Annotated in this window: 25 protein-coding genes; 7 read left to right on the top strand and 18 right to left on the bottom strand. The window is 65.5% G+C overall.

What is annotated here, in order from left to right; all coding sequences use genetic code 11:
• The first annotated feature begins 386 nt into the window (after positions 1–386).
• From ACQR0U_RS16310 to ACQR0U_RS16300, 3 genes are all read left to right on the top strand, one after another.
• Positions 387–1,607 carry a LysR family transcriptional regulator gene (locus tag ACQR0U_RS16310; protein WP_315715722.1) on the top strand — a complete coding sequence of 407 codons (1,221 nt, stop codon included), beginning with the start codon at positions 387–389 and terminating at the stop codon, positions 1,605–1,607.
• A 7-nt stretch (positions 1,608–1,614) separates the two neighbouring features.
• A complete protein-coding gene (locus ACQR0U_RS16305) occupies positions 1,615–2,010 on the top strand; it encodes a helix-turn-helix domain-containing protein (protein WP_015668220.1) in 396 nt (131 codons plus the stop codon).
• 439 nt (positions 2,011–2,449) lie between these two features.
• Positions 2,450–3,271: an enoyl-CoA hydratase gene (locus ACQR0U_RS16300; RefSeq protein ID WP_316225098.1), complete on the top strand. Its 822-nt coding sequence runs from the start codon at positions 2,450–2,452 to the stop codon at positions 3,269–3,271.
• Here ACQR0U_RS16300 and ACQR0U_RS16295 read toward each other — a convergent pair.
• The 3 genes from ACQR0U_RS16295 to ACQR0U_RS16285 all read right to left on the bottom strand — a co-directional run bounded on the left by ACQR0U_RS16295 (position 3,268) and on the right by ACQR0U_RS16285 (position 6,878).
• Complete coding sequence (locus ACQR0U_RS16295; RefSeq protein WP_316170615.1) at positions 3,268–4,347, bottom strand: isocitrate/isopropylmalate dehydrogenase family protein; 1,080 nt, start codon at positions 4,345–4,347, stop codon at positions 3,268–3,270. The genes ACQR0U_RS16300 and ACQR0U_RS16295 overlap by 4 nt on opposite strands.
• A gap of 164 nt (positions 4,348–4,511) precedes the next feature.
• A complete protein-coding gene (locus tag ACQR0U_RS16290) occupies positions 4,512–5,579 on the bottom strand; it encodes an alcohol dehydrogenase (RefSeq protein ID WP_434872186.1) in 1,068 nt (355 codons plus the stop codon).
• Between the two features lie 231 nt (positions 5,580–5,810).
• Complete coding sequence (locus ACQR0U_RS16285) at positions 5,811–6,878, bottom strand: CaiB/BaiF CoA transferase family protein (protein WP_434872203.1); 1,068 nt, start codon at positions 6,876–6,878, stop codon at positions 5,811–5,813.
• Between the two features lie 339 nt (positions 6,879–7,217).
• Here ACQR0U_RS16285 and glgA point away from each other — a divergent pair, with 339 nt between their 5' ends.
• On the top strand, positions 7,218–8,633 hold the full coding sequence (gene glgA / locus ACQR0U_RS16280; RefSeq protein ID WP_315715717.1) for a glycogen synthase GlgA: 1,416 nt from the start codon (positions 7,218–7,220) through the stop codon (positions 8,631–8,633).
• A 21-nt stretch (positions 8,634–8,654) separates the two neighbouring features.
• Here the strand turns inward: glgA and ACQR0U_RS16275 are convergent, their stop codons facing one another.
• From ACQR0U_RS16275 to ACQR0U_RS16265, 3 genes are all read right to left on the bottom strand, one after another.
• Positions 8,655–10,778, bottom strand: a complete 2,124-nt coding sequence (locus ACQR0U_RS16275; protein ID WP_434872185.1) for a methyl-accepting chemotaxis protein — start codon at positions 10,776–10,778, stop codon at positions 8,655–8,657.
• A gap of 239 nt (positions 10,779–11,017) precedes the next feature.
• Entirely contained in the window at positions 11,018–12,172 is a 1,155-nt protein-coding gene (locus tag ACQR0U_RS16270) for a patatin-like phospholipase family protein (RefSeq protein WP_434843570.1), read from the bottom strand.
• A gap of 76 nt (positions 12,173–12,248) precedes the next feature.
• The gene (locus ACQR0U_RS16265; RefSeq protein WP_434843571.1) at positions 12,249–13,070 is read right to left on the bottom strand and encodes a 3-hydroxybutyrate dehydrogenase; all 822 of its coding nucleotides are present in this window, start codon (positions 13,068–13,070) and stop codon (positions 12,249–12,251) included.
• A 183-nt stretch (positions 13,071–13,253) separates the two neighbouring features.
• Here ACQR0U_RS16265 and ACQR0U_RS16260 point away from each other — a divergent pair, with 183 nt between their 5' ends.
• The gene (locus ACQR0U_RS16260; protein ID WP_315715713.1) at positions 13,254–14,150 is read left to right on the top strand and encodes a LysR family transcriptional regulator; all 897 of its coding nucleotides are present in this window, start codon (positions 13,254–13,256) and stop codon (positions 14,148–14,150) included.
• Here ACQR0U_RS16260 and ACQR0U_RS16255 read toward each other — a convergent pair.
• On the bottom strand, positions 14,138–14,857 hold the full coding sequence (locus ACQR0U_RS16255; protein WP_315715712.1) for a peroxiredoxin-like family protein: 720 nt from the start codon (positions 14,855–14,857) through the stop codon (positions 14,138–14,140). The two genes, ACQR0U_RS16260 and ACQR0U_RS16255, sit on opposite strands and share 13 nt — an antisense overlap.
• A gap of 85 nt (positions 14,858–14,942) precedes the next feature.
• Complete coding sequence (locus tag ACQR0U_RS16250; RefSeq protein WP_315715711.1) at positions 14,943–15,224, bottom strand: hypothetical protein; 282 nt, start codon at positions 15,222–15,224, stop codon at positions 14,943–14,945.
• A 244-nt stretch (positions 15,225–15,468) separates the two neighbouring features.
• On the opposite strand from ACQR0U_RS16250, the gene ACQR0U_RS16245 reads away from it, so the two are divergent.
• Both ACQR0U_RS16245 and ACQR0U_RS16240 read left to right on the top strand, forming a co-directional pair.
• Positions 15,469–15,954: a cupin domain-containing protein gene (locus ACQR0U_RS16245; RefSeq protein ID WP_434843593.1), complete on the top strand. Its 486-nt coding sequence runs from the start codon at positions 15,469–15,471 to the stop codon at positions 15,952–15,954.
• Between the two features lie 92 nt (positions 15,955–16,046).
• Positions 16,047–17,276, top strand: coding sequence for an MFS transporter (locus ACQR0U_RS16240; protein WP_434843572.1), 1,230 nt, complete (start codon positions 16,047–16,049; stop codon positions 17,274–17,276).
• Here ACQR0U_RS16240 and ccoS read toward each other — a convergent pair.
• From ccoS to ACQR0U_RS16190, 10 genes are all read right to left on the bottom strand, one after another.
• Complete coding sequence (ccoS, locus tag ACQR0U_RS16235; protein WP_315715707.1) at positions 17,246–17,431, bottom strand: cbb3-type cytochrome oxidase assembly protein CcoS; 186 nt, start codon at positions 17,429–17,431, stop codon at positions 17,246–17,248. The genes ACQR0U_RS16240 and ccoS overlap by 31 nt on opposite strands.
• Entirely contained in the window at positions 17,422–19,623 is a 2,202-nt protein-coding gene (locus ACQR0U_RS16230) for a cation-translocating P-type ATPase (protein ID WP_315715706.1), read from the bottom strand. The genes ccoS and ACQR0U_RS16230 overlap by 10 nt, the downstream gene beginning before the upstream one ends.
• Before the next feature lie 14 nt (positions 19,624–19,637).
• The gene (locus ACQR0U_RS16225; protein ID WP_315826421.1) at positions 19,638–20,138 is read right to left on the bottom strand and encodes a FixH family protein; all 501 of its coding nucleotides are present in this window, start codon (positions 20,136–20,138) and stop codon (positions 19,638–19,640) included.
• 17 nt (positions 20,139–20,155) lie between these two features.
• The gene (gene ccoG, locus ACQR0U_RS16220; RefSeq protein ID WP_434843573.1) at positions 20,156–21,637 is read right to left on the bottom strand and encodes a cytochrome c oxidase accessory protein CcoG; all 1,482 of its coding nucleotides are present in this window, start codon (positions 21,635–21,637) and stop codon (positions 20,156–20,158) included.
• A gap of 112 nt (positions 21,638–21,749) precedes the next feature.
• Positions 21,750–22,622 carry a cytochrome-c oxidase, cbb3-type subunit III gene (gene ccoP / locus ACQR0U_RS16215; RefSeq protein WP_316164330.1) on the bottom strand — a complete coding sequence of 291 codons (873 nt, stop codon included), beginning with the start codon at positions 22,620–22,622 and terminating at the stop codon, positions 21,750–21,752.
• A gap of 6 nt (positions 22,623–22,628) precedes the next feature.
• Entirely contained in the window at positions 22,629–22,793 is a 165-nt protein-coding gene (locus tag ACQR0U_RS16210; RefSeq protein ID WP_315715702.1) for a cbb3-type cytochrome oxidase subunit 3, read from the bottom strand.
• Positions 22,794–22,810: 17 nt separating this feature from the next.
• Complete coding sequence (gene ccoO / locus ACQR0U_RS16205) at positions 22,811–23,545, bottom strand: cytochrome-c oxidase, cbb3-type subunit II (RefSeq protein ID WP_316170621.1); 735 nt, start codon at positions 23,543–23,545, stop codon at positions 22,811–22,813.
• A 10-nt stretch (positions 23,546–23,555) separates the two neighbouring features.
• Entirely contained in the window at positions 23,556–25,202 is a 1,647-nt protein-coding gene (gene ccoN / locus ACQR0U_RS16200; protein WP_315715701.1) for a cytochrome-c oxidase, cbb3-type subunit I, read from the bottom strand.
• 225 nt (positions 25,203–25,427) lie between these two features.
• Positions 25,428–25,853: a CBS domain-containing protein gene (locus tag ACQR0U_RS16195; protein WP_315715700.1), complete on the bottom strand. Its 426-nt coding sequence runs from the start codon at positions 25,851–25,853 to the stop codon at positions 25,428–25,430.
• Positions 25,854–25,890: 37 nt separating this feature from the next.
• On the bottom strand, positions 25,891–26,724 hold the full coding sequence (locus tag ACQR0U_RS16190) for a universal stress protein (RefSeq protein ID WP_434843574.1): 834 nt from the start codon (positions 26,722–26,724) through the stop codon (positions 25,891–25,893).
• Positions 26,725–26,948 lie beyond the last annotated feature (224 nt).

The raw sequence follows: 26,948 nt of genomic DNA, 5'->3' as shown, positions 1-26,948 counted from the left end.
TGCGGCTCAGCCGAGCCATGCACCTACCCCCTGGGACGGCACGACGGCGTCCTGGCATGACGCAGGGTGAAGAGACATCACCGCTCCCCGGCATTCGATGAATTAGCGCCACGATCCGTTCATCACGATAGCATGACAACGGCCCATCTTCGAATACCATTTCATTGCGGTCGAGGCAAAAACCGTCGATCTTAGGTTCGACTCGCGTTAAGCGTGTCCCTGTCCTACATGATGTGTCAGACCGCGCATCTGCTGGCGGTAAGACCATGCTGCAGAGAACTGAAGGTGGCAGACTCATCGACCCTCGATCGCTCAACCAAATCATGGCACGAACGTGCCCTGCCCGTAATTTATCGGAATCACTCTAGCAGGCGGAGAGAGCTTGTATGCGCGTTGCGGCGGAACGGGGCGTTCCTCAGAAGGAACGCCGGGAACTAGCCGAGACCCCTGCGACGCTGGCACCAGGGGAGCACGGCGGCTCGTCTGCTGGGGCAGGATCGAGCATTGAACTGAGCCGAGAGAGTGGCGGCGCCAAGGGCGCAACGGCGAGCAAGCCGGCAAGAACTGCGACGGGCCGGGCCGCCCCGGCCAAGTCGACCGTGAGCAAATCGGCGCAGGCAAGCCTCACCGACTGGGATGCAGCGCGGATATTCCTCGAGGTTGTCAGGGCCGGCAGCTTTCGCTCCGCGGCCGAGCGGCTGACGCTCTCGATCAATGCCGTACGGCGACGCATCGATGATTTCGAGCGGCAGATCGGCGCGACGCTGTTCACGCGCGATGTCCACGGCGCTCGGCTGACCGACGAAGGCGCGCTGGTGGTCTCCGCCGTCGAGCACATGGAGGCCGCGTCATTCGAGTTGCTGCGCGCGGGCGATGGTCTCGCCGGCGCTGCGTCGGGCGAGGTCCGGGTCGCGGTGACCGAGGGGCTCGGCACGTTCTGGCTGGCGCCCCGGCTGGTCGAATTTCAGCAGAGCTTTCCCAACGTCATGGTCGATCTCTATTGCGCGATGCGCTCGGCCGACGTGTCGCGTCACGAGGCCGACGTCGCCATCCACCTCTCCCGGCCGGCGGCGCTCGACGTCAAGCTGGTCCGGCTTGGCCGCATGCACCTGATGTGCTTTGCGAGCGAGAAATATTTGGAGATATTTGGCATCCCAAAGACGATTGACGATCTCGTCAAACACCGCTTGGTTCTGCAGGTGGCGGACGAAGCCGCCGCCAATGCCGCCTTCGCCACCATCTTCCCCGGTTTCGAACAGCGGGACCTGATCGCGATGACCACCAATGTCTCGAGCGCCAATTACTGGGCCGTGGCGCACGGCGCCGGCATCGGGGTCTTCCCAACCTATGCGAGTGCCCTGGGCGGGAAGATCATACCACTGGAGGTTGACCTCAAGTGGTCCTACGACATCTGGCTGTCTTATCATGCCACCACCGGACGCATCCCTAGGGTGCGTCACATGATCGACTGGCTGGTCGAGGCTTTTAACCCTGGCAAATACCCGTGGTTTAAAGACGAATTCATTCATCCACAGCAACTTAAAACAGTATATATGGGTGAACCCCTGACCCATCTATTCGGGGGCTTTCCGATGGAAGGACGGTAAAATCAGTATGAACAAATCAGCGGCAAAGAAAATGAAGCAGCGCAGTGCGGGCAAGCCCGACATCGAGCTCGGCAAGCGGATTCGCCTGCGGCGTGTAGAGCAGAAGATCTCGCAGGCCGAGCTCGGCGAGAAGCTCGGCGTGAGCTTCCAGCAGGTCCAGAAGTACGAGAAGGGCGTCAACCGGGTCGGCGCTGCGCGTCTGCAGCAGATCGCCACCGCGCTCGACGTGCCTGTGACGTTCTTCTACGACGGCGACAGCAAGGCGCGCGAGGTCGAGAGCCTCCTGTTCCTGGACTCAGCCTTCAGCCTGCGGTTGCTGCGCGCCTACAGCAAGATCAAGGACCAGACCGTGCAACGTCAGCTGGTATCCTTGATGGAATCGATCGCAGCGAACGAAGAATAGGCAAGGCTGTCTGATCCGTCAGACAGGTCTGCCCGTGATGGATATGGGCCATCTTCGCTCGAGGGCGCAACTTGGGGGCGCCAGGCGCTCTGCCAGCTCGGGCGAGTTCACTGCCTCGGCTCAAGGCCGAGCGATCGGCGCGGCCGACACACCGGCCCTTCTCGTCCGCACAGCGATCGCTGCGCGGTCTGAGGCTTCGTCGCTTTTATAATCTCGTGCTCTCTGCCGTCATAGGAAGTGGCCGCATGCCGGCGTTTCGGTTCCGTCCGGCCGACGCTGATCATGAACGCTGCGCGTCCTCTCCTGGGCCACCCGTGCACAGGTCGAGAGCTCGGCCCGAACGTCCCTTTGCCTGCCCATCATGTCCTGAACTTGCATTGACGCCGTCACCGGCGCGGTGAACGATGCCGGCCGCCTGCCCTCCTGCGGACGGACCCACATGCCGACTATCTCCGAGCTCCCCACCACCTTCGCCGGGGACAAGATCCTCATGACCAGAGCGGGCGATGGCGTCGGCATCATCACCTTCAACAACCCGGACAAGCGCAATGCGATGTCGCTGGAGATGTGGGAGGGGCTTGGCCAGGCACTGGTCGCGCTGCGCGACGATGACGCGATCCGGGTCGTGGTGCTGACCGGCGCCGGCGGCAAGGCCTTCGTGTCCGGCGCCGACATCAGCCAGTTCGAGCAGAGCCGCCACAATGCCGCGGCCTCGGAGGCCTATGCCGAGCGAAGCGCCGCCCAGCGGGCGCTGCTCGCCGGCTACCCGAAGCCGACGATCGCCTGCATCAGCGGCTTCTGCCTCGGCGGCGGCCTGCAGATCGCGATGCTGACCGACATGCGCTTCGCCGCCGCGGACAGCCAGTTCGGCATCCCCGCCGCCAGGCTCGGCATCGCCTATGGCTATGACGGCCTGCGCAACCTGGTGTCACTGGTCGGCCCGTCGCAGGCGCGGCTGCTGCTCTATACGGGCCTGCGGATCGATGCCGCGGAGGCGCTGCGGATCGGCCTCGTCGACCGGATGATGAGCAACGACGAACTGCTGCCGGCCACGCTGGAGATCGCCCGCACCATTGCCGTCAATGCGCCGCTGGCGGTCAAGGCCGCCAAGATCACCATCGCCGAGGTGCTGAAGGACGAAAGCCGCCGCGACATGGAAGCCATCAAGCGGATCGGCGACATCTGCATGGATTCGGAGGATTTCCGCGAGGGCCGCCGCGCCTTCATGGAGAAGCGCAAGCCAGCCTTCAAGGGACGTTAGAGCGCCTCCAGCACCGCCCTGGTCACGTCGATCGTGCCGGCATTGCCACCGAACTCGAATGGCTTGAGGCCGGATGCGTAGACCTGGTCGACGGCCTGCTCGATCCGCTGGGCCGCCTCGGCTGCCCCCTCGATGCCATGGGTGTCCGCCAGCCAGTCCAGCATCATCGCGGCCGACAGGATCATCGCGGTCGGGTTGGCCTTGCCCTGCCCCATGATGTCGGGCGCGGTGCCGTGGCAGGGCTGGAACACGGCTTGGCGATCGCCGATGTCGGCCGACGGCGCCATGCCCATGCCGCCGACGAGACCGGCGGCGAGATCGGACAGGATATCGCCGAACATGTTCTCGGTGACCAGAACGTCGAAATCCCACGGGCGCTTCACCAGCATGAGCGCGCAAGCATCGATGTAGAGGCGGTCCGTCTTCACGTCCGGATGAAGTTGAGCGACCTCGTCGAAGATCTTACGGAAGTAGGCGAAGGCCTTGAAGACGTTGGCCTTGTCGACGCAGGCTAAAGTCCCCGAGCGGCCGCGCGCGCGGCGCCGGGCGGCGAGCTTGAAGGAGAAGTTGAACAGCCGCTCGGATGTCTTGCGGGTGATGACGAGGGTCTCGCGCGCCTCCTCATGTGTCACGACACCTTTGCCCATCGAAGCGAACAGGCCTTCGGTGGACTCGCGGATCACGACGAAGTCGATGCCGCGCTCGGCGGCGCCGACGATCGGACTCGGCACGCCCGGAATCAGCCGCGCCGGCCGCACGCCGGCATAGAGGTCGAAATGGAAGCGCAGCTCGATCTGCGGCGCGATCTCGGTGTTGTCGGGATAGCGCACCGACGGCAGCCCGCAGGCGCCGAGCAGGATCGCGTCCGCCTCTTCGCACAGCCGGATCGTGGAGTCGGCGATCGAGACGCCGGTCGCGAGATAGTTGTTCGCACCGGCCTGGGCCTCGGTGAACCGGAACGACAGGCCGGCCTTGGCCTCGACCTTGCGCAGCACTTCAAGTGCCGGCGCCATGACCTCCGGCCCGATGCCGTCGCCGGGGAGGACTGCGATGTGGAGTGCGTTGGTGGAGGGCATGCTTTTTTCTTCGTCACACGAGGGATTTAGCGCCGTCATTGCGAGCGAAGCGACTTGTCCGCCTTAGCCCGAAGGGCGACGGCGGAAGCAATCCAGGGCCCAGGTTGAGACTCTGGATTGCTTCGTCGCTTCGCTCCTCGCAATGACGATGGAGAGGGTGTGTCCTACGGCGTCAGCACGGCGCGGCCGACCAGCTGACCCTTCTGCAGCTCACGCAGAGCATCGTTGGCCTTGGCGAGCGGCATCGGCGTCACCGGGATCGGCGCGATGTGCTTGGCACGGACGAGGTCGAGCAGCTTCTTTGTCTCGCGGAGATTGCCGACATAGCTGCCCTGGATCGTCACCGCCTTGATCGGAATGAGCGGCAGCGCCCACGGCGCGCCGCCGCCGAACAGGCCGACGATGACCAGCTTGCCGCCCTTGGTGAGGCAGTCGAAGCCCAGCTGCGCGGTGGCGGCATTGCCGACCAGGTCGATGACGGCCCGGATCGGCTCGCCTGCGGCCTTGTTCAGTTGCTCCAGCGCATCCGGCGCCTTGCCGTCGACCGCCGCCAGCGCGCCGGCCGCCAGCGCCGCCTCGCGCTTGCGCGCGTCGATATCGACCACGATCGCACCCTTGCCGCCCATTGCCTTCAACAGCGACAGCGCCATCAGCCCGAGGCCGCCGGCGCCGAAGATCACGATCGGCGTGTCGAAATCCTTCTCGACCTTCTTGAGCGCGCTGTAGGTCGTGACACCGGAGCAGGCGTAAGGCGCGGTCGTCACCGGATCGAGCCCCTTGAGATCGATCAGGTGGCGCGGATGCGGCACCGTCATGTGGTCGGCATAGCCGCCGTCGCAATAGACGCCGAGCGAGGCCGGCTTCAGGCACATGTTCTCGTCGCCGGCGAGACAGGTCGCGCACTTGCCGCAGCCGATCCAGGGATAGACCAGCACGACGTCGCCGACCTTCAGCCCGCCCTTCTCCGCCTCGGTGACCTCCGGCCCGAACGCCACGATCTCGCCGGCGCTCTCATGGCCCATGGTCCGCGGCAGCGACACGCCCCGATCCTTGAGGGACAGCGGCTTGCGGCCGTGCCCGAGATCATAGCCGCCTTCCCAGATGTGCAGATCGCTGTGGCAGACGCCGGCCGCCTTCACCTTGATCAGCACCTGTTTGCCGAATGGTTGCGGTGTCGGCTCGTCGACCTCGGTCAGCGGCGCATTGAAATCGGTGACCTTGAAGCTCTTCATGGTTTCACTCCCGTAGTCCGGTGCGGGCGCGACCGGACGGCGCATCGACGGGACGAGCGGCGAGGCTGCGCGCGGCAACGTCGCCTTGGACCTCCTCCCCGGCATGAGCGCGTCCGGCTGGTCCGGACTGTTCTTGCGATATCGCGACATTGGCTGGAAACGCGAGGAGCGGCAAGGCTGCGCGCAGCGCCTGCGGTCATGGCAGCCCTGCAGCGTTTTGCCTTAGCGGGCTCAAGGTTTTGCAGCGTCGCCTACGCCAGCCCCCCGCAGGATTTCCACGGTGTGCTCTCCGAGGCTTGCGGCCCGCGGGCCGGCCGCAACCTTCGCTTCCGACATCCGAAACGGCAGGTTGACGACCTTGAAGTTGCCGGCGGCATCCTCCACATCGGCCAGCGCGCCGCGATGCGCGATCTGCGGATCAGCCAGCGCATCGGCCACACTGCGGTAGGCCGAACTTGGCACGCCGCCCGCATTCAATGCCTCCAGGCATTGGGCGACGGTGAGCCGGCGCGACCAGGCTTCCACGCCATCCATCAGCGCCCCCCAGTTTGCCCGCCGGTCGGAATATTTTGCGAATCTGGGATCATCGACCCAGTCCGGATGGCCGATCGCGGTCATCAGGTTCTGGAACGTCTTCTCGCTGGCGATGGCGATCATCACATAGCCGTCGCGACACTCCGCCGGGCCGAAGGTCGGCCGCGACGGCTGCGCGACGGGAAATTGCGACCATTGGATCTCGTTCAGTGTCAGGCTCAGCATCGATTCCAGCATCGAGCAGTCGATGTGCTGGCCGCGCCCGTTGCGTTCGCGCTGATACAGAGCGGAGGCGATGGCGCCGAACGCGTAGGTCCCGGTGACGACGTCGGCATGGTAGATGCCGCAATAATCGGGTCGGCTGCGCCCCGGCTGGTAGGCGAGATGCGCCATGTCGTAGCCCGAAGCCGCATGGATCACCGGGGCGTAGGCCGGGAGTTCCGCCGATGGGCCGGTCTGGCCGTAGCCCGAGATCGAGCAGTAGATCAGCCGCGGATTCAGCGCGCTCAAGGCCGCATAGTCCAGCCCGAGCCGCTGCATCACTCCAGGGCGGAAGTTCTCAACCAGGATATCGGCCGATGCGACCAGCCGACGCACCGCGGCGACACCGTCGCGCGACTTGAGGTCGAGCGCGACGCTCTTCTTGCCGACGTTGAGCTGACCAAAAGCGGTAGAGCAGCCATGACGCATCGGAGGCCGGGTGCGCATGGTTTCACCTTCGACTGACTCGATCTTGATCACCTCCGCTCCCATATCGGCAAGCATGCGGGCACAGTGCGGGCCGGCGATGGTGGTCGAGAAGTCGAGGACGCGCAGTCCCTCGAAACATCCTGTCAAACGGCTCTCATCGTTTCCCACTAGACTCACCCTGGCAGCTCCCTGGTTTGAACTCTTCTCGCTCGGCACCGAGGCCGAAGGTCCGCTTTGCCGTCGCGGATTCACAAAGCGTAAGCCATCGATCGTTGTGCAGGTCGTTTCTAGATCGAACCATTCGATGTCGAAAGCGTTTGGCGTCCCGCCGCGGTGCGGCAGCGCCTTTCTTCATGACTGAATTTGGACCTTTTCTTGCATAGGACGAACATGGGGCTTGATCGAGGACATCTCTTGCGGGTTCTGTTCGTTACGACCGAAATGGACGATTTCGTCCGGGTGGGCGGACTGGCTGCCGTTTCGGCGGCACTTCCCCGGGCGCTGCGCTCACACACCGATGTCAGGATCATGCTGCCCGGCTACCGGGACGTGATCGAGCAACTCACTCACATCGAGATCGTCGGCCACTGCGCGCCCCTGGCAGAGATGCCGGGCTGCGCCCTGGGGCGGTCGTCGACCCGCGACGGCCTGCCGGTCTACGTCCTGCTCTGCGACGAGCTCTACGACCGGCCAGGCAACCCCTATGGCGACGAAAGCGGGCAGGACTGGGCGGACAACGACATCCGCTTCGGCCGTCTCGCCGCCGCCGCCGCCGAGTTGGCGGCGGGCACGCTGGACAAGAACTGGGCAGCCGATCTGGTCCACGCCAATGATTGGCAGGCCGCATTGGTGCCGGCCTATCTGGCGTGGCGCGGGGTCGACGTACCGTCGATCCTGACCATCCACAACCTCGCCTATCAGGGCCTGTTCCCGCGCGAGTCGCTGCGCCGGATCGGCGCCCCCGAATCCTCGTTCCACATCGACGGTCTGGAGTTCTACGACAAACTGTCCTTTCTCAAGGGCGGTCTGATCTATGCGTCGCATCTCACCACGGTCAGCTCGACCTATGCCCAGGAGATCACGACGCCCGAGCTCGGCTGCGGGCTGGAGGGCCTGCTCCGGCAGCGCTCCAATGCCGATGAGCTGACCGGCATTCTCAACGGCATCGACGAGAGCTGGGATCCCCGCTACTGCCAGCAGCTGGCGCAGCCCTTCGCCGCGGGCGACTGGAAGGGCAAGAAGGCCAACGCCGACTACGTCCGCAAGCAGTTCGGCCTCGCCGTGTCGCGCGGTCCGATGTTCGGCATCGTCGCGCGCCTCGTCCATCAGAAGGGCATCGACCTGGTGCTGGAAGCCGCCGATGAGATCGTCGGCGCCGGCGGCCAGATCGTGGTCACCGGCACCGGCGAGCCCGCCATCGAGCGCGCGCTGATGGAGGCCCACCGCCGCCGGCCGGACGCGATCGGGGTCGCCATCGGCTTCAACGATGCACAGGCGCGGCGCATCTTCGCCGGCAGCGACTTCACCCTGATGCCGTCGCGCTTCGAGCCATGCGGCCTGAGCCAGATGTATGCCCAGCGCTTCGGCTCGCTGCCGATCGGCCACCAGACCGGCGGCCTCGCCGAGACCATCACCGATGGCGAGACCGGATTCCTGTTCGAGAAGCCGTCGGCGGAATCCTTCCTCGGCGGGGTGAAGCGCGCGTTTTCGGCGTTCACCAGCACCGAACGGCTGAACGAGATGCGGCTGTCGGCGATGGCACGCTCATTCAGCTGGAACCTGTCGGCCGCCTGCTACAACGCACTGTACCGGAAGATGCTGGCGTCGTAGCCCGCTTGAAAGGACGGCTTCTTACGCTGCGCGGACCGCTTCCAGGAAGCTGCCGACCTCCCGCTTGAGGCGGTTGGAATCTCCAGCCAGCGACTTGGCCGACGACAGCACCTCGGCGGAGGCCGTGCCGGTCTGCGAGGCGCCGCGCTGCACGTCCGTGATGTTGGACGAGACCTGCTGGGTGCCGTGGGCGGCCTGCTGCACGTTACGCGAGATTTCCTGCGTTGCCGCGCCCTGCTCTTCGACCGCCGCCGCAATGGCTGCTCCGATCTCGGCAAGCCGCTCGATCGTCGAGCTGATCGCCTGGATCGAATTCACCGATTCCTGCGTCGCGGCCTGCACGCCCGAGATCTGCTGTGATATCTCCTCGGTCGCCTTCGCCGTCTGTTCCGCAAGCGCCTTCACCTCGGTCGCAACCACCGCGAAACCGCGGCCGGCGTCGCCGGCGCGCGCCGCCTCGATGGTGGCGTTGAGTGCGAGGAGATTGGTCTGTCCGGCAATGCTGTTGATGAGCTCGACGACGTCGCCGATGCGGGCTGCGGCCTGCGACAACTCGGCGACGCGCCCATTGGTCTGGCGCACCTGCTGCACGGCGTCGCCGGCCATGCGGGCCGACGCCTGGACCTGACGGCTGATCTCGGTCACCGACGAGGAGAGCTCCTCGGTGGCGGAGGCGACCGACTGAACGTTGGCGGACGCTTCCTCCGACGCAGCCGCCACCACCGTGCTGAGCTCCTGCGAGCGGCTAGCGGTGTTTGTCAGCATATCCGCCGACGTTTCGAGGCCCGAGGCCGCCGACGACACGGTGTTGACGATGTCGGCAATCGTCGACTCGAAGTTGCGCGTCAGCGCATCCAGCCGCTGGGCCCGATCGATCTGCGCCTGCGCGTCGCGCTGCGCGGCCTCGTCCGAGGCCTTCTTGGCGATCAGCGCGTCCTTGAAGATCTTCAGGGCGCGCGCCATCGCGCCGATCTCGTCCTTGCGGGACTCGTTCGGAATATCGGCGCTCAGCTCGCCATTGGCGAGGCGCAGGGTCACGCCGGTCAGTCCGACCAGCGGGCCGATGACGCCGCGGACGACGCCGATGACCACGGCGACCGACACGATCGCCACCAGCAGCAGAACGCCGAGCGCGATGAACAGCCGCAGCCGCGCCGCGCCGATCGCCTGATCGATGGCCTGATGCGCGGACTTCAGCGCCGCATCGCGCAGCACGATGACGTTGTTCAGCATCGGCGTGGTCCAGCGGCCCCATTCCTCAGCCGTGACCGGCGACGGCTGTCCGTCGCGCCCCGCCGTGACGATCTGACGGTAGCGCTGTTCGCCAGCACCCATCAGGGTCGTGCGCACGTGCTCCAGCGCGGCGGACACCTCCGGCGTATTGCGAACGCTGCGCGCCGCGAGCTCGATCTGCTGCCACAGCAGGGTCACCTGTCCGCTCTGCTCGGTCACCTCGGCAAGACGCGCCGGGGTCCAGCTGACGTTCTGGATGAAGAAGCGCAGCACGGCGGAGCGCGCGCCGTTGATCGTGCGCATCGATTGCGACAGCTGCGCAAGCTGAGCCGAAGGCAACAGGTTCTCGACCTCGCCACCGGCCCCCGACAGCTCGATCGCGGTCTCGTCGATGGCGGCATTCAGGGACTCGGCCGCCCGACCGAGGCCATCCGTGGTCGTCGCCTGGATGTTCGCCGGACGCTGCGCGGCCGGAAGCGGTACAGCGTTGCGCGCCGCCGAACGGACGCCACGCAGTGTCGTCGCTGCGGCATCGATGTTGGTCGTCGGCAGGCCCGCAACTTGCGCGGCGGTCTTGGCCCGTGCCAGCGACTCGTCCGTCGTGGCGATGGCCGTGTCGAGCTTGGCGACATCATCCGCCGACGCGGACCCGGCCGCCGCGAGCAGATTCCACTGGCCGCGCTCGAGCGGGATCTGCGCATTGACCTTCAGTGCGAGCTCGAAGGCGTTCAGAACCTGCTCCGCCCGCTCGCGCTTGCGCAAGTCGCCCCACCCGCTCCATGCGAGGGCAAAGGCGAAGGCCATCGCGAAGAAGCCGGTCAGCAGATTGCCGGCAAGAATTTTCCATTTGAGACTGACCGCACCGGTCTCCGGCTTGATCGTCTCATTCTGCAGCACCGAGCGCTCGGACATCGGCCGTTCCCAATCAAATATCGCTGCCCGGCCGGTCACGCTCGCGTCGGCCGATACGCGCTGGCGCAGCGGCCTCCGGCGACGTCCCCGCGCGGTCGGCAAACACGAATCGCGGCGATGCTGCCGCGCCATAATGATTAAGAACGAATGGCGACTAATCCCTTAAACCGAGCTGATCCGAGCGGTATCGGAATGCCGCGATACCGCGCCAATCGGATCGACTCGGCTCATCGGGCCCTCTACTCCGCAGCCGCTGCAAGCGTCACCGAGGGATCGTGCAACACCACGCCGGAGAGCGGATCGTGCTCGCCCGACCAGGGCCTGCGCTGCAGGACCGATCGCGTGTGCTGATAGCCCGCAGTCCAGCGCGCGATGATGCCTCGCTCGGTGAAATCGATATCCTTGGTATGGCTCTCGCGAGCGAGTTGCGGGGCCAGCAGCCGGACGACATGCATCCGCGTCTGGCAACCGTGACTGACAAGATCGCGGATCGCCGGATCATTGCGGGCCGACTCCGGCAAATGAACCGCAAGCTGATTGATGATATGCCGCAGCCGATGCGTCTGCTGCTGGCGCGCGATATGGCTCGAGATCCGGCTCGAATATTGCGCGTCCTTGTGGCGGTTGAACACCTCCGCCATGGTCGTCGGCTCGGCTCCCTCGGGATTCCACAGATGCACGGCGAAGATCAGCGAGTCCTTTCGCGGATTGTCGTCGAACACGACCTCGGTCGGCGTGTTCGACAGGATGCCGCCGTCCCAATACAGTTCGCCATCGATGCGAACTGCCGGAAACGCGGGAGGCAACGCGCCCGATGCCAGGATGTGGCGGACATCCAGCACCTCGTCGCGACTGTCGAAATAGCGCATCCGGCTCGTCCTGACATGCGCCGCCCCGACCGTGAGGCGTAGACCGCCATTGTTGAGACGATCGAAGTCGACGAGCTCCTGCAGCGTTTCGCGCAGCGGAGCGGTCGAGTAATAGCCGGCCTGCTCGGCACCGAGCGGATAGGACTCCCCGGCATGCGCCAGGGCGTTGGGACGGAAGAAGCCCGGAATCCCATGCGTCACGGTCGTCCAATAGGACAGCCGCTCGTTGAAATCCGGAAAGGCCGTGCGCACTGTCCAGGCTGGCCGCCGGTGCATCCGCTTCCAGAACTCCCGCAGCCGCGTCATGCGCTCCTGCACCGGGCTGCCGGCGATGAGAGCGGCATTGATGGCGCCAATCGATGTCCCGATCACCCAGTCCGGCTCCAGACCAGCCTCGTGCAGCGCCTGATAGACGCCGGCCTGGTATGAACCGAGCGCACCACCGCCCTGCAGGACGAGAACCACCTGCCCGGGCAGCCTGCCGCGATCGATCATCGCGCACATCGTGTCGTCGACGTCGGCCATGTCTCCCTCCTCATGTCTCCCTCCTGATGCATTGTCCTGTTCGCAGGTTTCCCGTCGCTGTTACATCGCCCAACCGCTAATGTGCGGTCCAACCACCATCGACCGGCAGGGCAACACCGGTGATCGATGCGGCGGCATCGCTGGCGAGAAAGACGGCGAGCGCACCGATCTCCTCCACCGTTGCAAAGCGCTTGTTCGGCTGTTGCGCCAGCAGGACATCGCGGATGACCTGATCGCGGGAGATGCCGTGCGCCCTGGCCTGTCCGTCGATCTGCGCCTCGACCAGCGGCGTGTAGACGTAGCCTGGACAGATCGCATTGCAGGTGATGCCGATCTCGGCCGCCTCCAGCGCCGCGACCTTGGTCAAGCCGATGATGCCATGCTTGGCAGCGACATAGGCCGATTTGAACGGCGACGCGACGAGGCCATGCGCCGAGGCGATGTTGATGATGCGACCGAAGCTATTCCGCCGCATCGACGGCAGTGCCAACCGCATCGTGTGGAACGCCGACGAGAGATTGACCGCAACGATGGCGTCCCACTTTTCGACGGGAAACTGCTCGAGCGGCGCGACGTGTTGAATGCCGGCGTTGTTGACCAGGATGTCGATACGGCCAAATTCCTGCAGGGTACCGGCCATCATGCTCGCGATCGCTTCCGGCTGCGTCATGTCGGCCGCAGCATAGCCGGTGCGAACACCGAACTCCGCAGCGATCTGCGACCTGATGCGGCCGATCTCCTCGGGAGCTCCGAAGCCGTTCAGCATGACGTGCGCCCCGGCACCGGCAAGTGCCTGCGCAATCCCCAGACCGATGCCGCTGGTCGAGCCGGTGATCACCGCCACCCTGCCGGACAACGGAGGTAATGTGGATCGGGCTTTCAGTGAATCTACAGCCATGGCGTCGCCTTCGTCCGAGCAGTTGAGCCCCGTGCCTGCACAAATTGCCGGGCCGCCATGACCAATGGAAATGCCGTTTGGCTCGCCACACGATAGGTGCTCGCTATCGCAATCGCTGGTGCCAAGCCCCGCTTGGTAGGATATTGCACCCGGGACGTCAGCCCGATCGAACGGAGCACCTCGATGGAAATGCATCAGGTTCGGTATTTTCTTGCCGTTGCCCGGCTGCTGCACTTCACGCGCGCGGCCGAGGAATGCAACGTGACGCAGCCGTCGCTGACGCGTGCGATCAAGCAGCTCGAAGCCGAGCTCGGTGGCGACTTGTTCCGGCGTGAGCGGCCGGCCGCGCAACTCACCGAGCTCGGCCAGCGCATGCATCCACTGCTGAAGCAATGCTACGAGGCTGCCGTTGGCGCGCGAACCCTCGCCTCGTCCTTCAAGAGCGGAGAGCTCGGCACGCTCCGGATCGCGCTCGCCGACTCGGTCGACCTTGCGCTGCTGATCCCGCTGCTCGATCAGCTGCAGCGCCAGTTCAACCAGCTCGAGCTCAGGTTTCTACGCGGCAGCAGCCGCATGATCGCAGAGCATCTGAAGAGCGGCGAAGCGGAGCTCGGCATCGCCTCGGAGATCGACGAGACCTGGGATCGGCTGGATGTCTGGCCTCTCTTCACGGAGGACTTCGCGCTCGCCGTGAGCAGCCGGCACCGGCTGGCCGGGCAGGATCCGATCGCGATCGATGATCTGGGCGGTGACGCGTTGCTGTGCCGCAACTATTGCGAACATGCGGACAGGTTGCGCACGCTGCTCCGCGAACGCGGCGTCGACCTCGGACGAACTCATGATGTCCACTCCGAACGCGACCTGATCGCGCTGATGGAAGCCGGAGTCGGCATCGGTGTGGTGCCGCAAACGACCACGCTGCCGGAGACCCTGCATCGGGCCACCGTCGACGGACTCGACGTGCGGCGCACCGTTCATCTCTACGGCGTTGCTGGCCGTGAACGCACGGCGGTTGCCTCGACCGTGATGCGCATGCTGCGCGGCAGGAACTGGCAGGAATGGCTCGCTCAGCTGTCCTGAGCCGCGGCCTGGCGAAGCGCTTCGACCAGATCGTCGATTTCCATCCGCTTGCGGAAATCGGGATCGACGAAACGCGCCTTTACGAGACCGTCACGCCCGACCACGAAGGCAGCCGGAATGGGCAACACCCAGCCGTCATTGCCGTGGAAGCTCGCCAGGTCCTGGTGCGCCAGTAGTTGCTGGATCTCACGACCAAGCCAGATCGCGAGGTTGAGCGACAAGGCATAGCCGTTGTCGAGGTCCGTCAACACAGGGAAGGTGGCGCCGGCGTCCGATTTGAACTGCTGCGTGAACGCCTGCAGCTCCGGCATGATCGCGACGATCGCGCCGCCCGCGGCGTCGATGCGCTCCTGCGCCTTGATCACCGCGCGAACGTTGAGCCGGCAATAGGGGCACCAATGGCCGCGGAAGAACATCACGGCGACCGGCCCCCGGACGAGGCAGGATTGCAGGCTCACCAGCCGGCCAGCCTCATCGGGCAGGACGAATGGCGGCATCGTCTCACCGGGCCGCGGCGCAGTCTCGCCGCCGCCGTTGTCTCCGAGCCGCGCCACCAGGCGGTCGACGGCGGATGCGTAGGCCGGAAAGATCTCGCGACCCGCAGCGGCATAGGCCTCGAGCTGCTGACGCAGGGTGCCCTGCATCTCCCTGCATTGCAGGAAGGCCTGTCTGAGCCGCTCGGCATCCGCGGGTGAAAGCACTGTCATGAGCAGCTCCGGCAGGTTCAGGACCCCAACCATGATAGTTTCCCGGGCAAGCCGACCACAAGGGCGGCCTGCCCGACCGTCGCGCTCAGGGCCGATAGAAATTGCCGGTGGGATCGAGCATGCCGGACGCCGAATAGAGCTGCCCGTCGCTCATGAAGAAGACGGTGTTGTTCGGCACCTTCCTGGCGTGGCGCATCATGGCCCGATGATTGGCGTCGCCGGCGGCCATCGTCATCATGCTGGTCTTGCCGGCGCTGTAGACATAGGCCATGCCGGGCGCGAGATCGAGACCGCCTTGCGCGATGGCTGCGGTGGCAGAGACCGCGACCACGGCCGCGGCGATCAAGGTCTTGGACAGGCGGGTCATGGATATCTCCTCCTCATGAATGCTGTCGCCCGTCATCGGGCGTCCGCATTACAAGCGCGACCTGCTCTGCTTGAGAAATGCCGTTGTCCAATCGCGAGGATAGCGTCCGCCTATCGATAGCGGCGGTCTATCGGCTCCAGAGAAAGGATGCATTTCCATCATGTCCCCTGCTCCCCGATGGTGCGCCTCGCGATGCCCGCTCGGCGCGGGCCGCTGTTCCATCAGAGGAGACAATGACATGTTGATGCAGATCGCACCTACACGCGCGCGCCGCCTGAGCGCTGCTTTCGTCCTGGCCGTTGCTACGACGGTGATCGCGGCGTCCGGCGCCCGCGCCGGCGAGTGTCCGGCCGACAGGATCAAGGCCGGCGTACGTGAGAAAGCCGACGTCAAGGCGGTCGGCGTTACCGACGTCACGCTTGGCGCGATCGATCTCGCCAAGCAGCCCGCCAATATCAAGGACCGCGAGTTGCGCTTCCGCAAGCTGACCATCGCGCCCGGCGGCATCGTGCCGTGGCACAGCCATGACGATCGCCCGGCGCTGATCTTCGTTCAGCAGGGCGAGATCATCGAATATGCCAGCAACTGCGCCGAGCCGATCCTGCACAAGGCCGGCGATCTGAGAGCCGAGGTGTTCGGCACGTCGCATTGGTGGAAGAACGACGGCAAGGAGACGGTCATCCTCTATGTCGGCGACGTTCGCAAGGATCCGCACGATCACAACATGTAGATCGCGGGCCTCCGCCAGCCGCCTTCGGATCGCCCCCTTCAGGCAGGCGATCCGGATACGGCCGCGTTGCCTGTGGAGCCGAGGAGATTGCCATGACGGATCTGTCCGCACGGTTGCCGATTGGAGCCGCCGATGTGAATGCACGAAGGGCGGCGCGGCGCGCGGTCCTGGTCGGCCTGCTCGCCTTTTTCAGCCTCGTCGATCTGTTCGCGGCGCAGGCGATGCTGCCGGTCCTCGCGCGCTACTATCAGGTCAGCGCGGCCGAGATGGGGCTTGCCGTCAACGCCTGCACGCTGGGAATGGCGATCGCGAGCCTGGTCATCGGCCTGCTCAGCCCGCTGATCGATCGCCGGATCGGCATCGTCGCCAGCCTTGCCCTGCTCGCCGGCTTCACCGCCTTGCTCGGCAGCGCGCCCGACCTGACGGTGTTCGCAGGCTTGCGCATCCTGCAGGGCCTGTGCATGGCCTCGACGTTCGCCCTCACCCTTGCCTATCTCGGCGAGCAGTGCACCGCCAGCGAGGCCGGCGGCGCCTTCGCGGCCTATATCACCGGCAACGTCGCCAGCAATCTGGTCGGGCGCCTGCTCTCGGCCGGTCTCACCGGTGCCCTGGGCCTCAAGCCGACCTTCTACGTCTTCGCCGCGCTCAATGTCTGCGGTGCCCTTCTCGCCGCATTCGCGGTCGGAGGCGCGGCCATGCGTGTGCAGGGAACGATGCGGCTGCGCGGCGGGGCCATCGCCGATCACCTGCGCGACCGCCGGCTGCGCGCGGCCTTCGGCGTCGGCTTCTGCGTCCTGTTCGCCTTCATCGGCGCCTTCACCTTCGTGAACTTCGTGCTGGTGCGACCGCCGCTGTCGCTCGGCATGATGGAGGTCGGACTGGTGTATTTCGTCTTCCTGCCCTCGATCGTCACCACGCTGCTCGCCGGCCGGACGGTCGCAAGGATTGGCACACAGGGCGCGATCTGGGGCGCACTCGCAACCGCAGGCCTCGGCCTCGTCCTGATGCTGTCGTCACAGCTCGGGGCGGTGCTCGCCGGCATGGTGCTGGTCGGAGCGGGCACGTTCTTCGCCCAGGCCGTGACCACAGGTTTCGTCGGAAAGACCGCCGCCCACGATCAGGGCGTTGCAAGCGGTCTTTACCTCGCCAGCTATTTCGCCGGCGGCATCATCGGAACGGCCGTGCTCGGCCAGTTGTTCGACCGGTTCGGCTGGACGGCTTGCGTGGCAGGCATCGCCGCCGCGCTCGCGGTCGCGGGATACCTGGCGCGTCGGATGACGCTGCCAGGCGTTCAGGACCGGCTCGGCGCGGCCTCGGGCTGAGCCGGCGGGGCCTGCTCATCGTCGTCGGCGATGGCGCGCCAGGCCGCCCCTTCGAGATCCTCATACTGGCCGCTCTTCAGCGACCAGAGAAAGCCGACCAGGCCGGCAAGGCCGAGCGCCAGAGCGAGCGGGACGAGAATGATCATCACTTCCATGACGCGGCCTCCCCGGCCACCTTGCGGGCACGCAGCGCATTCAGCATGACGATGATCGACGAGCCGGACATCGCGGCTGCCGCGATCAGCGGGGTGACGACGCCGCTGATCGCCAGCGGCACCGCCAGGGCGTTATAGCCGACTGCGAGCCACAGATTCTGCCGCATCAGATGCAGCGCCTTGCGCGCGTAGTCGATCGCGGCCAGCACCGGCGCCAGGGGACGACCGAGGAAGACGAGATCCGCGGTGGCTTGGCTCAGATGCGCGGCCGAGATCGGCGACATCGAGACGTGCGCGGCGGCGAGCGACGGCGCGTCGTTCATGCCGTCGCCGACCATCATGACCTTGACGCCCGCGCGCTTCAGCTCCTCGATGCGCGCGATCTTGTCGGCCGGCGTGACGCCGGCGCGCCACTCGCCGATGCCGAGCGCCTTGGCGGCCGCGGCCACCGCCGCCTCGCGATCGCCCGAGAGGATCTCGACCTTGATGCCGCGCCGCTGCAGGCCGGCGACGATCTTGGCGGCGTCGGGGCGCAAGCCCTGGCGCACCGAGAACAGGTACTTGCTGTCGCCGCGGCTGAAGGCCACCACCGAGGCCTCGGGATCGACGCTGCCGGTCTGCGCAACCAGCGCCTCGGCGCCGCAGAACGTTGGACGTCCCAGCCTGATCTCGACGCCGTCGACGACGGCGCGGACACCCTGGCCCGGCTCCTCGACCGCGCCCATCAGCGGCGACCGCGCATTGGCGGCCTGGGCCACCGCCGCGGCCACCGGATGATGGCTCGACAGCGCTAGCTGGCCGGCCAGCGCGAACACATCTGCAGGGATGTCGGCGGCGTTGACGACCTCGAGCTCCGGCAGCGTCAAGGTGCCGGTCTTGTCGAAGATGACGTGATCGGCCTCGGCGAGGCGCTCGATCGCATCGCCCGCATTGAGCAGCACGCCGGACTTAAACATCGCGCCCGACGCCACGGTCTGCACGGTGGGAATCGCGAGCCCGAGGGCGCAGGGGCAGGTGATGATCAGCACGGCGATGCCGGTGACGATGGCGTCGTGCCAGCTCGCGCCCATCAGCACCCAGCCGAGCACGGTGAGCGCAGCGGTCGCATGCACCACCGGCGCATACAGCCGCGAGGCGCGGTCGGCGAGGCGCATGTAGCGCGAGCGGGCCTGCAGCGCGTTGTCGAGCAGGCGCGTGATCTCGGCGAGCAAGGTGCCCTCGGCCGCGGCCGAGACCCGGACGCGCAGCGTCCCGGAAATGTTGAGCGAACCGGCATAGACCGCGGTGCCCTGCTCGGCCGGCACGTACAGCGTCTCGCCGGTGATCAGGCTCTGGTCGATCTCGGAGCGGCCCTCGACCACGACGCCGTCGACGGCGCAGCGCTCGCCGGGCCGCAGCAGCACGAGATCGCCGGCGCGAACGGCGGCGACCGGTACCTCCGAAATCTCGTCGGGGCCGATGAACTTGGTCGCGGTCTCCGCCTTCAGCGCGGCCAGATTGCCGGCGACGGCGCGAGTCCGCCGCCGCATGTTCTGGTCGAGATAGCGGCCGACCAGCAGGAAGGTCAGCAGCATGATCGCGGCGTCGAAATAGGCGTGCTCGGCGTGGTGGAAGGTCTCGACGACCGACATGCCCAGCGCCAGGATCACGCCGATGCAGATCGGCACGTCCATGTTGACGTTGCCGCTCTTGAGCGCGCGCCATGCCGAACGGAAGAACGGCTGGCCGGCATAGGCCGCGGCCGGCAATGCGATGACGGCCGACAGCCAGTGGAAGAAGTCGCGCTGCTCCGGCAGCATGTCGCTGACATTGCCGGACCACACCGGGATCGACAGCATCATCACGTTCATGGTCGCGAAAGCGGCGACGCCGAGACAGCGCAGCAGGAAGCGCGATTCCTCGGCCTCGGTGGCCTCGGCGCTTGCCTTCTCGAACGGATAGGCCTTGTAGCCGAGCTCGGCGAGGCGGTCGATGAACTTGGCCGGATCGAGCGTGCCCTGCTTCCATTCCAGCGCGACGCGGCGGTCGGTCAGGTTGACCCGCGCGAGCGTCACGTCGGGCAGTGCCGAGAGGCCGCGCTCGATCTTGGCCATGCAGCCGGCGCAGCTGACACCCTCGACCGCGAGGTCGATGTGCTTCAGGCCGGCGCCGAGATCCTTGACGTAATGGGAGAAGTCACGCGTCACATGCATGATCGGAAGTCCCTTCAGTTCAGCAGCACGCGGTTCTTCGACATGAACAGGCGGCGGCCGCTGGAATCACCTTCGAGCACGAGGTCCCACTGGCCCGGCGCGATCGCCTCCGCCGTGCCGCGATAGATGCCGATGCCGACCTCGGCGAGGGCGACGTCCTGATCGGCGCGCTTGTCGGCGGGACGCTCGAGCCGGCCCTGGAAGGTCAGGCCCGAGACGGGATTGCCGCTCGCGTCGCGCGCGTTGACCTGCAGGATGGCGGCGCCGCCGGCGCCACGCTCGATATGCGCCTCGACCTGCCACCGCCGCGCCTCCTGGGCGCGCGCCGCCGCGATCTCCTTCTCGTAGCCGAGGCTGGCGCTGTAGGCGCTGTCGACCTCGGTGCCCGGCAGGGTTGAGATCGCCATCTTCATCATGTAGACGTTGACGCCGATCACGGTCCCGAAGAAGGCGAGGAGCATCGCGAGCACCATGCCTCCGGTCAGCTGGAAAGAAGGATTGGAACGGCTGGCCATTGACAGGCTCCTTAGCTCTACGGGCTGACGAAATTGTCGGTGGCGGAGGCGACGACGCCGAGACCGATATCCGTCACATGGAACTTCACTGGGATGGACTTCGCGGGATTGTTCTCCTCGGGAGCGGTCACCAAGAGGCGCAGCTCCTCGGTCTGGTCGCGCCCGATCACGATCATCGGCCGGTCCGGCGTCACCGAATCCGCACCGACGACGTGGACGGTCGAATTGGCAGGCCCCTCGATGTCGATGGCGATGACGCGATCGAAGCCGTGCTTGTTGAGGACGCGCACCGTATAGGCATTGCGGATCGAGCCGTCGGACAGCTTGATCGCGATCGGATTGCGATCGTGCAGCACGTTAACCTCGAGCAGCGACCGGGTCGCGAGCTTGTAGACCATGGCGCCGCCGACCACGGCGATGATCGCGGCATAGACGATGGTCCGCGGGCGCACGAGCTTGTAGATCGGCGGCTTGCATTCCTGTCGACGATGGATGTTGATGTCGTTGTCATAGCCGATCAGCCGCGTCGGGCGGCCGATCTTGGTCATGACGGTATCGCAGGCGTCGATGCAGAGGCCGCACTGGATGCAATCCATCTGGGCGCCGTCGCGGATGTCGATGCCGGTCGGGCACACCGCCACGCATTGCTTGCAATCGATGCAGTCGCCGGCCGGCTGGCCGAGCGCGCGCAATTCGGCGGCCTTCTTGACCGACATGCGGCTCTCGCCGCGGTCATAGCGGTAGGTGACGTTGAGCGCCCATTCGTCGGTCAGCGCCGCCTGGATGCGCGGCCACGGGCACATATAAACGCAGACCTGCTCGCGCATGAAGCCGGCGAGCGTGTAGGTCGTCGCGGTCAGGATCGCGATCCAGACATAGGCGAGCATCGGCCCCTGGAAGGTGATGAGATCCTTCACGAGCGTCGGCGCATCGCTGAAATACAGCACCCAGGCGCCGCCGGTCCACCACGCGATCATCAGCCAGATCGAATGCTTGAGCACGAGCTCCGAAATCCGCTCCAGCTTCATCGGGTCGCCGGAGGCATCCTTCTTCATGCGCTCCCGCCGGTCACCCTCGATCAGGCGCTCGACGGCATAGAACAGGTCGGTCCACACCGTCTGAGGGCACAGATAGCCGCACCAGATACGGCCGCCGATCGCGTTCATCAGGAACAGGCCGATGGCGGCGATGATCAGGAGGCCGGTGAAGTAGTACACCTCCTGCGGCCACAGCTCGATGAAGAAGAAATAGAAGCGGTGGTTCGAGAAGTCGATCAGCACCGCCTGGTCGGGCGCGCCGAGGCCGCGATTCCAGCGCACGAACGGCAGGAAATAATAGACGCCGAGGCAGAAGCCCATCAGGCCCCATTTGATCCGGCGGAAAGTGCCCGAGACGCTCTGCGGATAGACCTTCTTGTGCGCAGCATAGAGCGGACCGTAATCGTCCACGGGCTGCAGGTCCTGAGGCTTCAGGTCGTCCGGTCTTACCGTCTGGTTCATGGCTGGCGGATCATGGCTGGGGGTCTTCTCGCAGTTGCGGCCGAAGGTATGTCCACCTCCGGCCGCTCAGTTGATCCAGCTCAATCGAAGGGAAAGTTCCGTTGGATTTCCGCTACTTTCCGCCACCGAGCGAGTGGACATAGACCGCCATCGCCTTGATCGTGGTCGGGTCGAGACGGCCCTCCCAGGCCGGCATGACACCGGCGCGACCATTGGTGATGGTCTCGATCAAGGTCGCCTCGTCGGAGCCGTACAGCCAGATCTTGTCCGTGAGGTTCGGCGCGCCGAGCTCCGGATTGCCCTTGGCGTTGTCGCCATGGCAGGCCACGCAGTTCTCGGCGAAGACCTTGGCGCCGGCCTTGGCGTCATAACCCGGCCGGGTCGGCAGGCCCGCCAGCTCGCGGACGTAGTTGGCGACCGTGACGATCTCCGCCGGCTTCAGGACACCGTCCTTGCCGAAGGCGAGCATCTGGCCCTCGCGCGTCTTCGGGTGACCCGAGCGCACGCCGTACAGCAGGGTCTGCTGGATCTGCTCCAGCGAGCCGCCCCACAGCCAGTCGTCGTCGTTCAGGTTCGGGAAGCCCTTGGCGCCGGCCGCGCCGGTCCCGTGGCAGGCGGCGCAGTTGTCGCCGAACACGGTCTTGCCCTTGGCACGCGCCAGGGCCAGCATCGCCGGATCCTTCTCGATGTCGGCGAGCGAGGCGGTCGCGAGCGCGGCCATCTTGGCGCCGCGGATCTTCTCGAGATTGGCAAGCTCGACCCCCACGTCCGCACGGGACGAGTAGCCGAACAGGCCCTGAGTGTTGCTGGAGATGGTCGGCCAGGCCGGATACACGATCCAGTAGCCGATCGCCCAGACGATGGTGATGTAGAAGGTGATCACCCACCACCGCGGCAGCGGGGTGTTGAGCTCCTTGATGCCGTCCCAGGCGTGGCCGGTGGTGGGGGTGCCGGAGACACTGTCGACTTCGGTATGGTCAGCCATGATGAATTAATCCTCCCGCAACGGCATGCTCGCCGCCTCGTCGAAAGCGGCCTTGTTGCGAGGCCAGAGGGCATAGGTCACGATCGCGATGAAGATCGCGACGAAGATCGGGGTCCACAGCGTCGTCACGAGTGACGACGCGATGTTTTCGACTGCAATGATGGGCTTCATGATGTTCGCCTCTGATCTCAGCGCAGATTGGCTTTTTCGTTGTAGATCTTGAAGTCGACCAAGGTGCCGAGCATTTGCAGGTACGCTACCAGCGCATCCATCTCGGTCGGCGCACCCGCCTTGCCGTCGAAGTTGCGCACCACCGCCTTCGGATAGCGTTTGGTGAGCGCCTCGGCACCGGCACCATCCGGATCGACCTGCGCCTTGAGGTCGGCGGCGGCGTTGGCGATCTGGTCGTCGGTGTAGGGCACACCCACCGCCCGCAGCGTCTTCAGGTGATCGGCGACGTTGTCGGCGTTCAGCTCGGCCTCCTTCAGGAAGGGATAGCCGGGCATGATCGACTGCGGGACGATGGCGCGCGGGTTGGTCAGGTGGGTGACATGCCAGTCGTCGGAGTACTTGTTGCCGACGCGGGCGAGGTCAGGACCCGTACGCTTGGAGCCCCACTGGAACGGATGGTCGTACATGCTCTCCGCGGCGAGCGAGAAGTGGCCGTAGCGTTCCACTTCGTCGCGCAGCGGACGAACCATCTGCGAATGGCAGAGATAGCAGCCCTCGCGGACGTAGATGTTGCGGCCGGCCAGCTCGAGCGGCGTATAGGGACGCACGCCGTCGACCGCCTCGATCGTGCTCTTCAGGTAGAAGAGCGGAGTGATCTCGACGAGGCCGCCGATCGCGATCACCAGCAGGATGCCGATGACCAGGATGATCGAGTTCTTCTCGAAGACTTGGTGTCGTTGCCAGAAAGACATGGTTGATACCTCACTCCGCCGGCTGAAGGGCGACGGGCGACTGAACTTCTTCCTCACCGACACGGACCGTCATCCAGAGATTGTAGGCCATGATGAGTGAGCCGATCAGGAACAGCGCGCCACCGGCGGCACGGATGATGTAGAAGGGGTGCATCGCCTCGACGGTCTCGATGAACGAGTATTCGAGGAAGCCGAGCGCCGTGTAGGACCGCCACATCAGACCCTGCAGGATGCCCGAGACCCACATCGCGGAGATGTAGAGCACGATGCCCAGCGTGGCCGTCCAGAAGTGCCAGTTCACGAGCTTGAGGCTATAGAGACCCTTGCGGTTCCAGATCCACGGCACCAGGCAGTACAGCGCGCCGAAGGAGACGAAGCCGACCCAGCCGAGCGCACCGGAGTGCACGTGACCGATGGTCCAGTCGGTGTAGTGGCTGAGCGAGTTGACCACCTTGATCGACATCATCGGACCTTCGAAGGTCGACATGCCGTAGAAGGCGACCGAGACGACCAGCATGCGCAGCACGGGGTCCGTCCGCAGCTTGTCCCACGCTCCCGACAGGGTCATCAGGCCGTTGATCATGCCGCCCCAGGAGGGCATCCACAGCATGATCGAGAAGGTCATGCCCAGGGTCTGCGTCCAGTCCGGCAGCGCCGTATAGTGCAGATGGTGCGGGCCGGCCCAGATGTAGAGGAAGATCAGCGCCCAGAAGTGGATGATCGACAGCCGATACGAGTAGATCGGACGCTCAGCCCGCTTCGGGATGAAGTAGTACATGATGGCCAGGAAGCCGGCGGTCAGGAAGAAGCCGACCGCGTTGTGGCCGTACCACCACTGGAACATCGCATCCTGCACGCCACCCCAGGCGATGTAGGACTTGGAGCCGAACAGCGACACCGGAAGCGCCGGATTGTTGCCGAGGTGCAGAACCGCGATCGTGACGATGAAGGCAAGATAGAACCAGTTCGCCACGAAGATGTGCGGCTCCTTGCGCTTGATGATCGTCGTCAGGAAGACCAGCAGGTAGACCACCCAGACGATCGTCAGCCAAAGATCCGAGTACCATTCGGGCTCGGCATACTCCTTGCCCTCGGTGACACCGAGCAGATAGCCCGTGCCCGCGATCAGGATGAAGAAGTTGTAGCCGATCACCACGAACCAGGGCGCGAGATCACCGGCGAGACGCACGCGGCAGGTTCGCTGCACGACGTAGAACGACGTCGCCAGCAGCACGTTGCCGCCGAAGGCGAAGATCACCGCCGAGGTATGCAGCGGCCGCAGGCGGCCGAAGCTGGTCCATGGCAGGTCGAAGTTCAGCGCGGGCCAGGCCAGTTGCGAGGCGATGATGAGTCCGACCGTGAAGCCGGCGATGCCCCAGAACATCGACATGAACGAGGCGAACTTGATCGGACCGAGATTGTAGTTCGGCCGACCATTGATCTCCTGCGGAGGCAGCTCGCGGCGCTCGAAGTAGCGGTTGAGGATGAAGAAGACGGACGCCGCGCTGGCGGCAGCCGCGAGCGAGGCGTGGAACGCGAAGGCCGTATCCAGTGCCTTCGCCGCAGCGAAGACGCACAGGAAGGCGGTGACGGCAAAAGTGAGCGACAAGCCACTTTCGCCGATGGTCATGGATTTTGTGGATGAGGACGCGCTCATGCGGAATCTCGCTGAAAGAACACGAGCCCAGCAACCACAATCGTTCACACGTGGAATTGATCGAAATCAACTTTGCGACCAGTTCGCCGGTAAACAGGCGGAGTGTTGCACGACGACGCGGTCCGACGCGGTTTCGCTCGCAGACACGGCGACGGCCGGCATGCAGCGATGCATGCCGGCCGTCATTAGACGTTCGTAGCAGGCTTCGGACTCAGCGCGCCGCGCTCAATCCTTGGCGGCAGCCGCCAGCGCTCGCACGATGTCCTCGCGCGCGACGATCCCGACCACGCGGTTGTCGGCATCGGTCACGGGAAGGCTGCGGATGCGATGCTCGACCATCAGCTGCAGCACGCGCGTCAGCTTCGTATCCGGCCTGACGTAGATGAACTCGGACGTCATCACGTCGGCGACCGTCCGGTTCATCAGGTCGCTGTAGCGCGGCAGCATCTGATTCGGCGTGAAGGCAAAGCATTTCAGCACGTCGAACTTGGTGACGATGCCGATCACCTCGTCGTTCTCGACGACGGGGTAGGTGTTGAAATCGTCGCGGTCGAACATCTCGCCGAGCTCGCGGATCGTCGTCTCCCGGGTCACGGTCGTGACGTTCCGCGTCATGTAGTTGCCGGCGGTTTCCTCGAGAAATCTGTACAAGGCGGCAATCCTGTTCTCGAATGGAGCGGGTCGAATTTCAGTGCGACAGCAGAACGCAACGCTCGCTGCGCGTCATCAGATGCTCGGTGACCCCGCCGAGCACGAGCTCGCGGAATCGGGAATGGCCATAGGCGCCCGCCACGACGAGACCGGCCGAAACATCGATGGCGACGGCGTCGAGCGTAGCCGCAACGTTGCGCCCCTGCCCCGGTTCCGCGACGCGCGCCGATGCGACGATCTTGTGACGGCCGAGCCATGCGACGACGTCCGCAAGACGCGCCGCGCAGGCGTCATATTCCGAGGCGGTCTCCGGGATCTCGGCGACCACGACGCCGCTCGCCTTGGCGAGCAGCGGCAGGGCATCGGTCAAAGCGCGGCGCGCCTCCGGTGTCTCCTTCCAGGCCACCAGCACGGTCCCGAGATCGAGGCTGCTGACGTTGTCCGGCACCACGAGCAGCGGGCGCCCGGCCTGCATGACGAGATCCTTGGGATTGGCCACCGCGAACGCATCGGACACCCCGGGCGGCACGCCGCCAGTGACGAGAATGTCGGCGGCACGGGCCTGCGCCAGCACGTAGCGCGCGGGGAAATCCACGGCGCTGCGCCAGCTCAACGACGCAGCCCGGTCACCCACTGCGGTGCGGAACTGCTGCTCGAGCTCGGCCAATCGATTCCGCAGCGCGGCCTCACCCTGCTCGATCAGATCCTGCGCCTGCTCGCCGGTCGTGAAATACAGCGGCGGCGCGAATTCCGCGGCCGCCACGCCGATGACACCTGCGTCAAAGCGCGCCGCCAAGTCGGCCGCGACCTGAAGGCGGGCCTCATTCGGCTGACTGAGCGCAAGGCTCACCATGACAGTCGCGAACGTCATCCCGCCTCTCCAAACATTGCTTCCATGCAGCTCTTAGAGGTGAAATCACCTGCCGTGATGAGATAGATCAAGGTGCGGCGGTGAAGCACGGGCGGCAGGACACCGTTGGAACCCGGCCCAGGATCGGAGAAAGCCTTGAATTGTCGAACCAAAGTTTAAGTCGGGCCGGGTTGCAGGGGCGCAATCTGGTATAGGATACCGCGGTGGTCGGCCTCCCGGCCGCG

This window comes from Bradyrhizobium sp. HKCCYLRH3097 (genome assembly GCF_051167875.1).
Taxonomy (GTDB): Bacteria; Pseudomonadota; Alphaproteobacteria; order Rhizobiales; family Xanthobacteraceae; genus Bradyrhizobium.
This window is presented reverse-complemented; position numbering and strand designations above follow the sequence as displayed.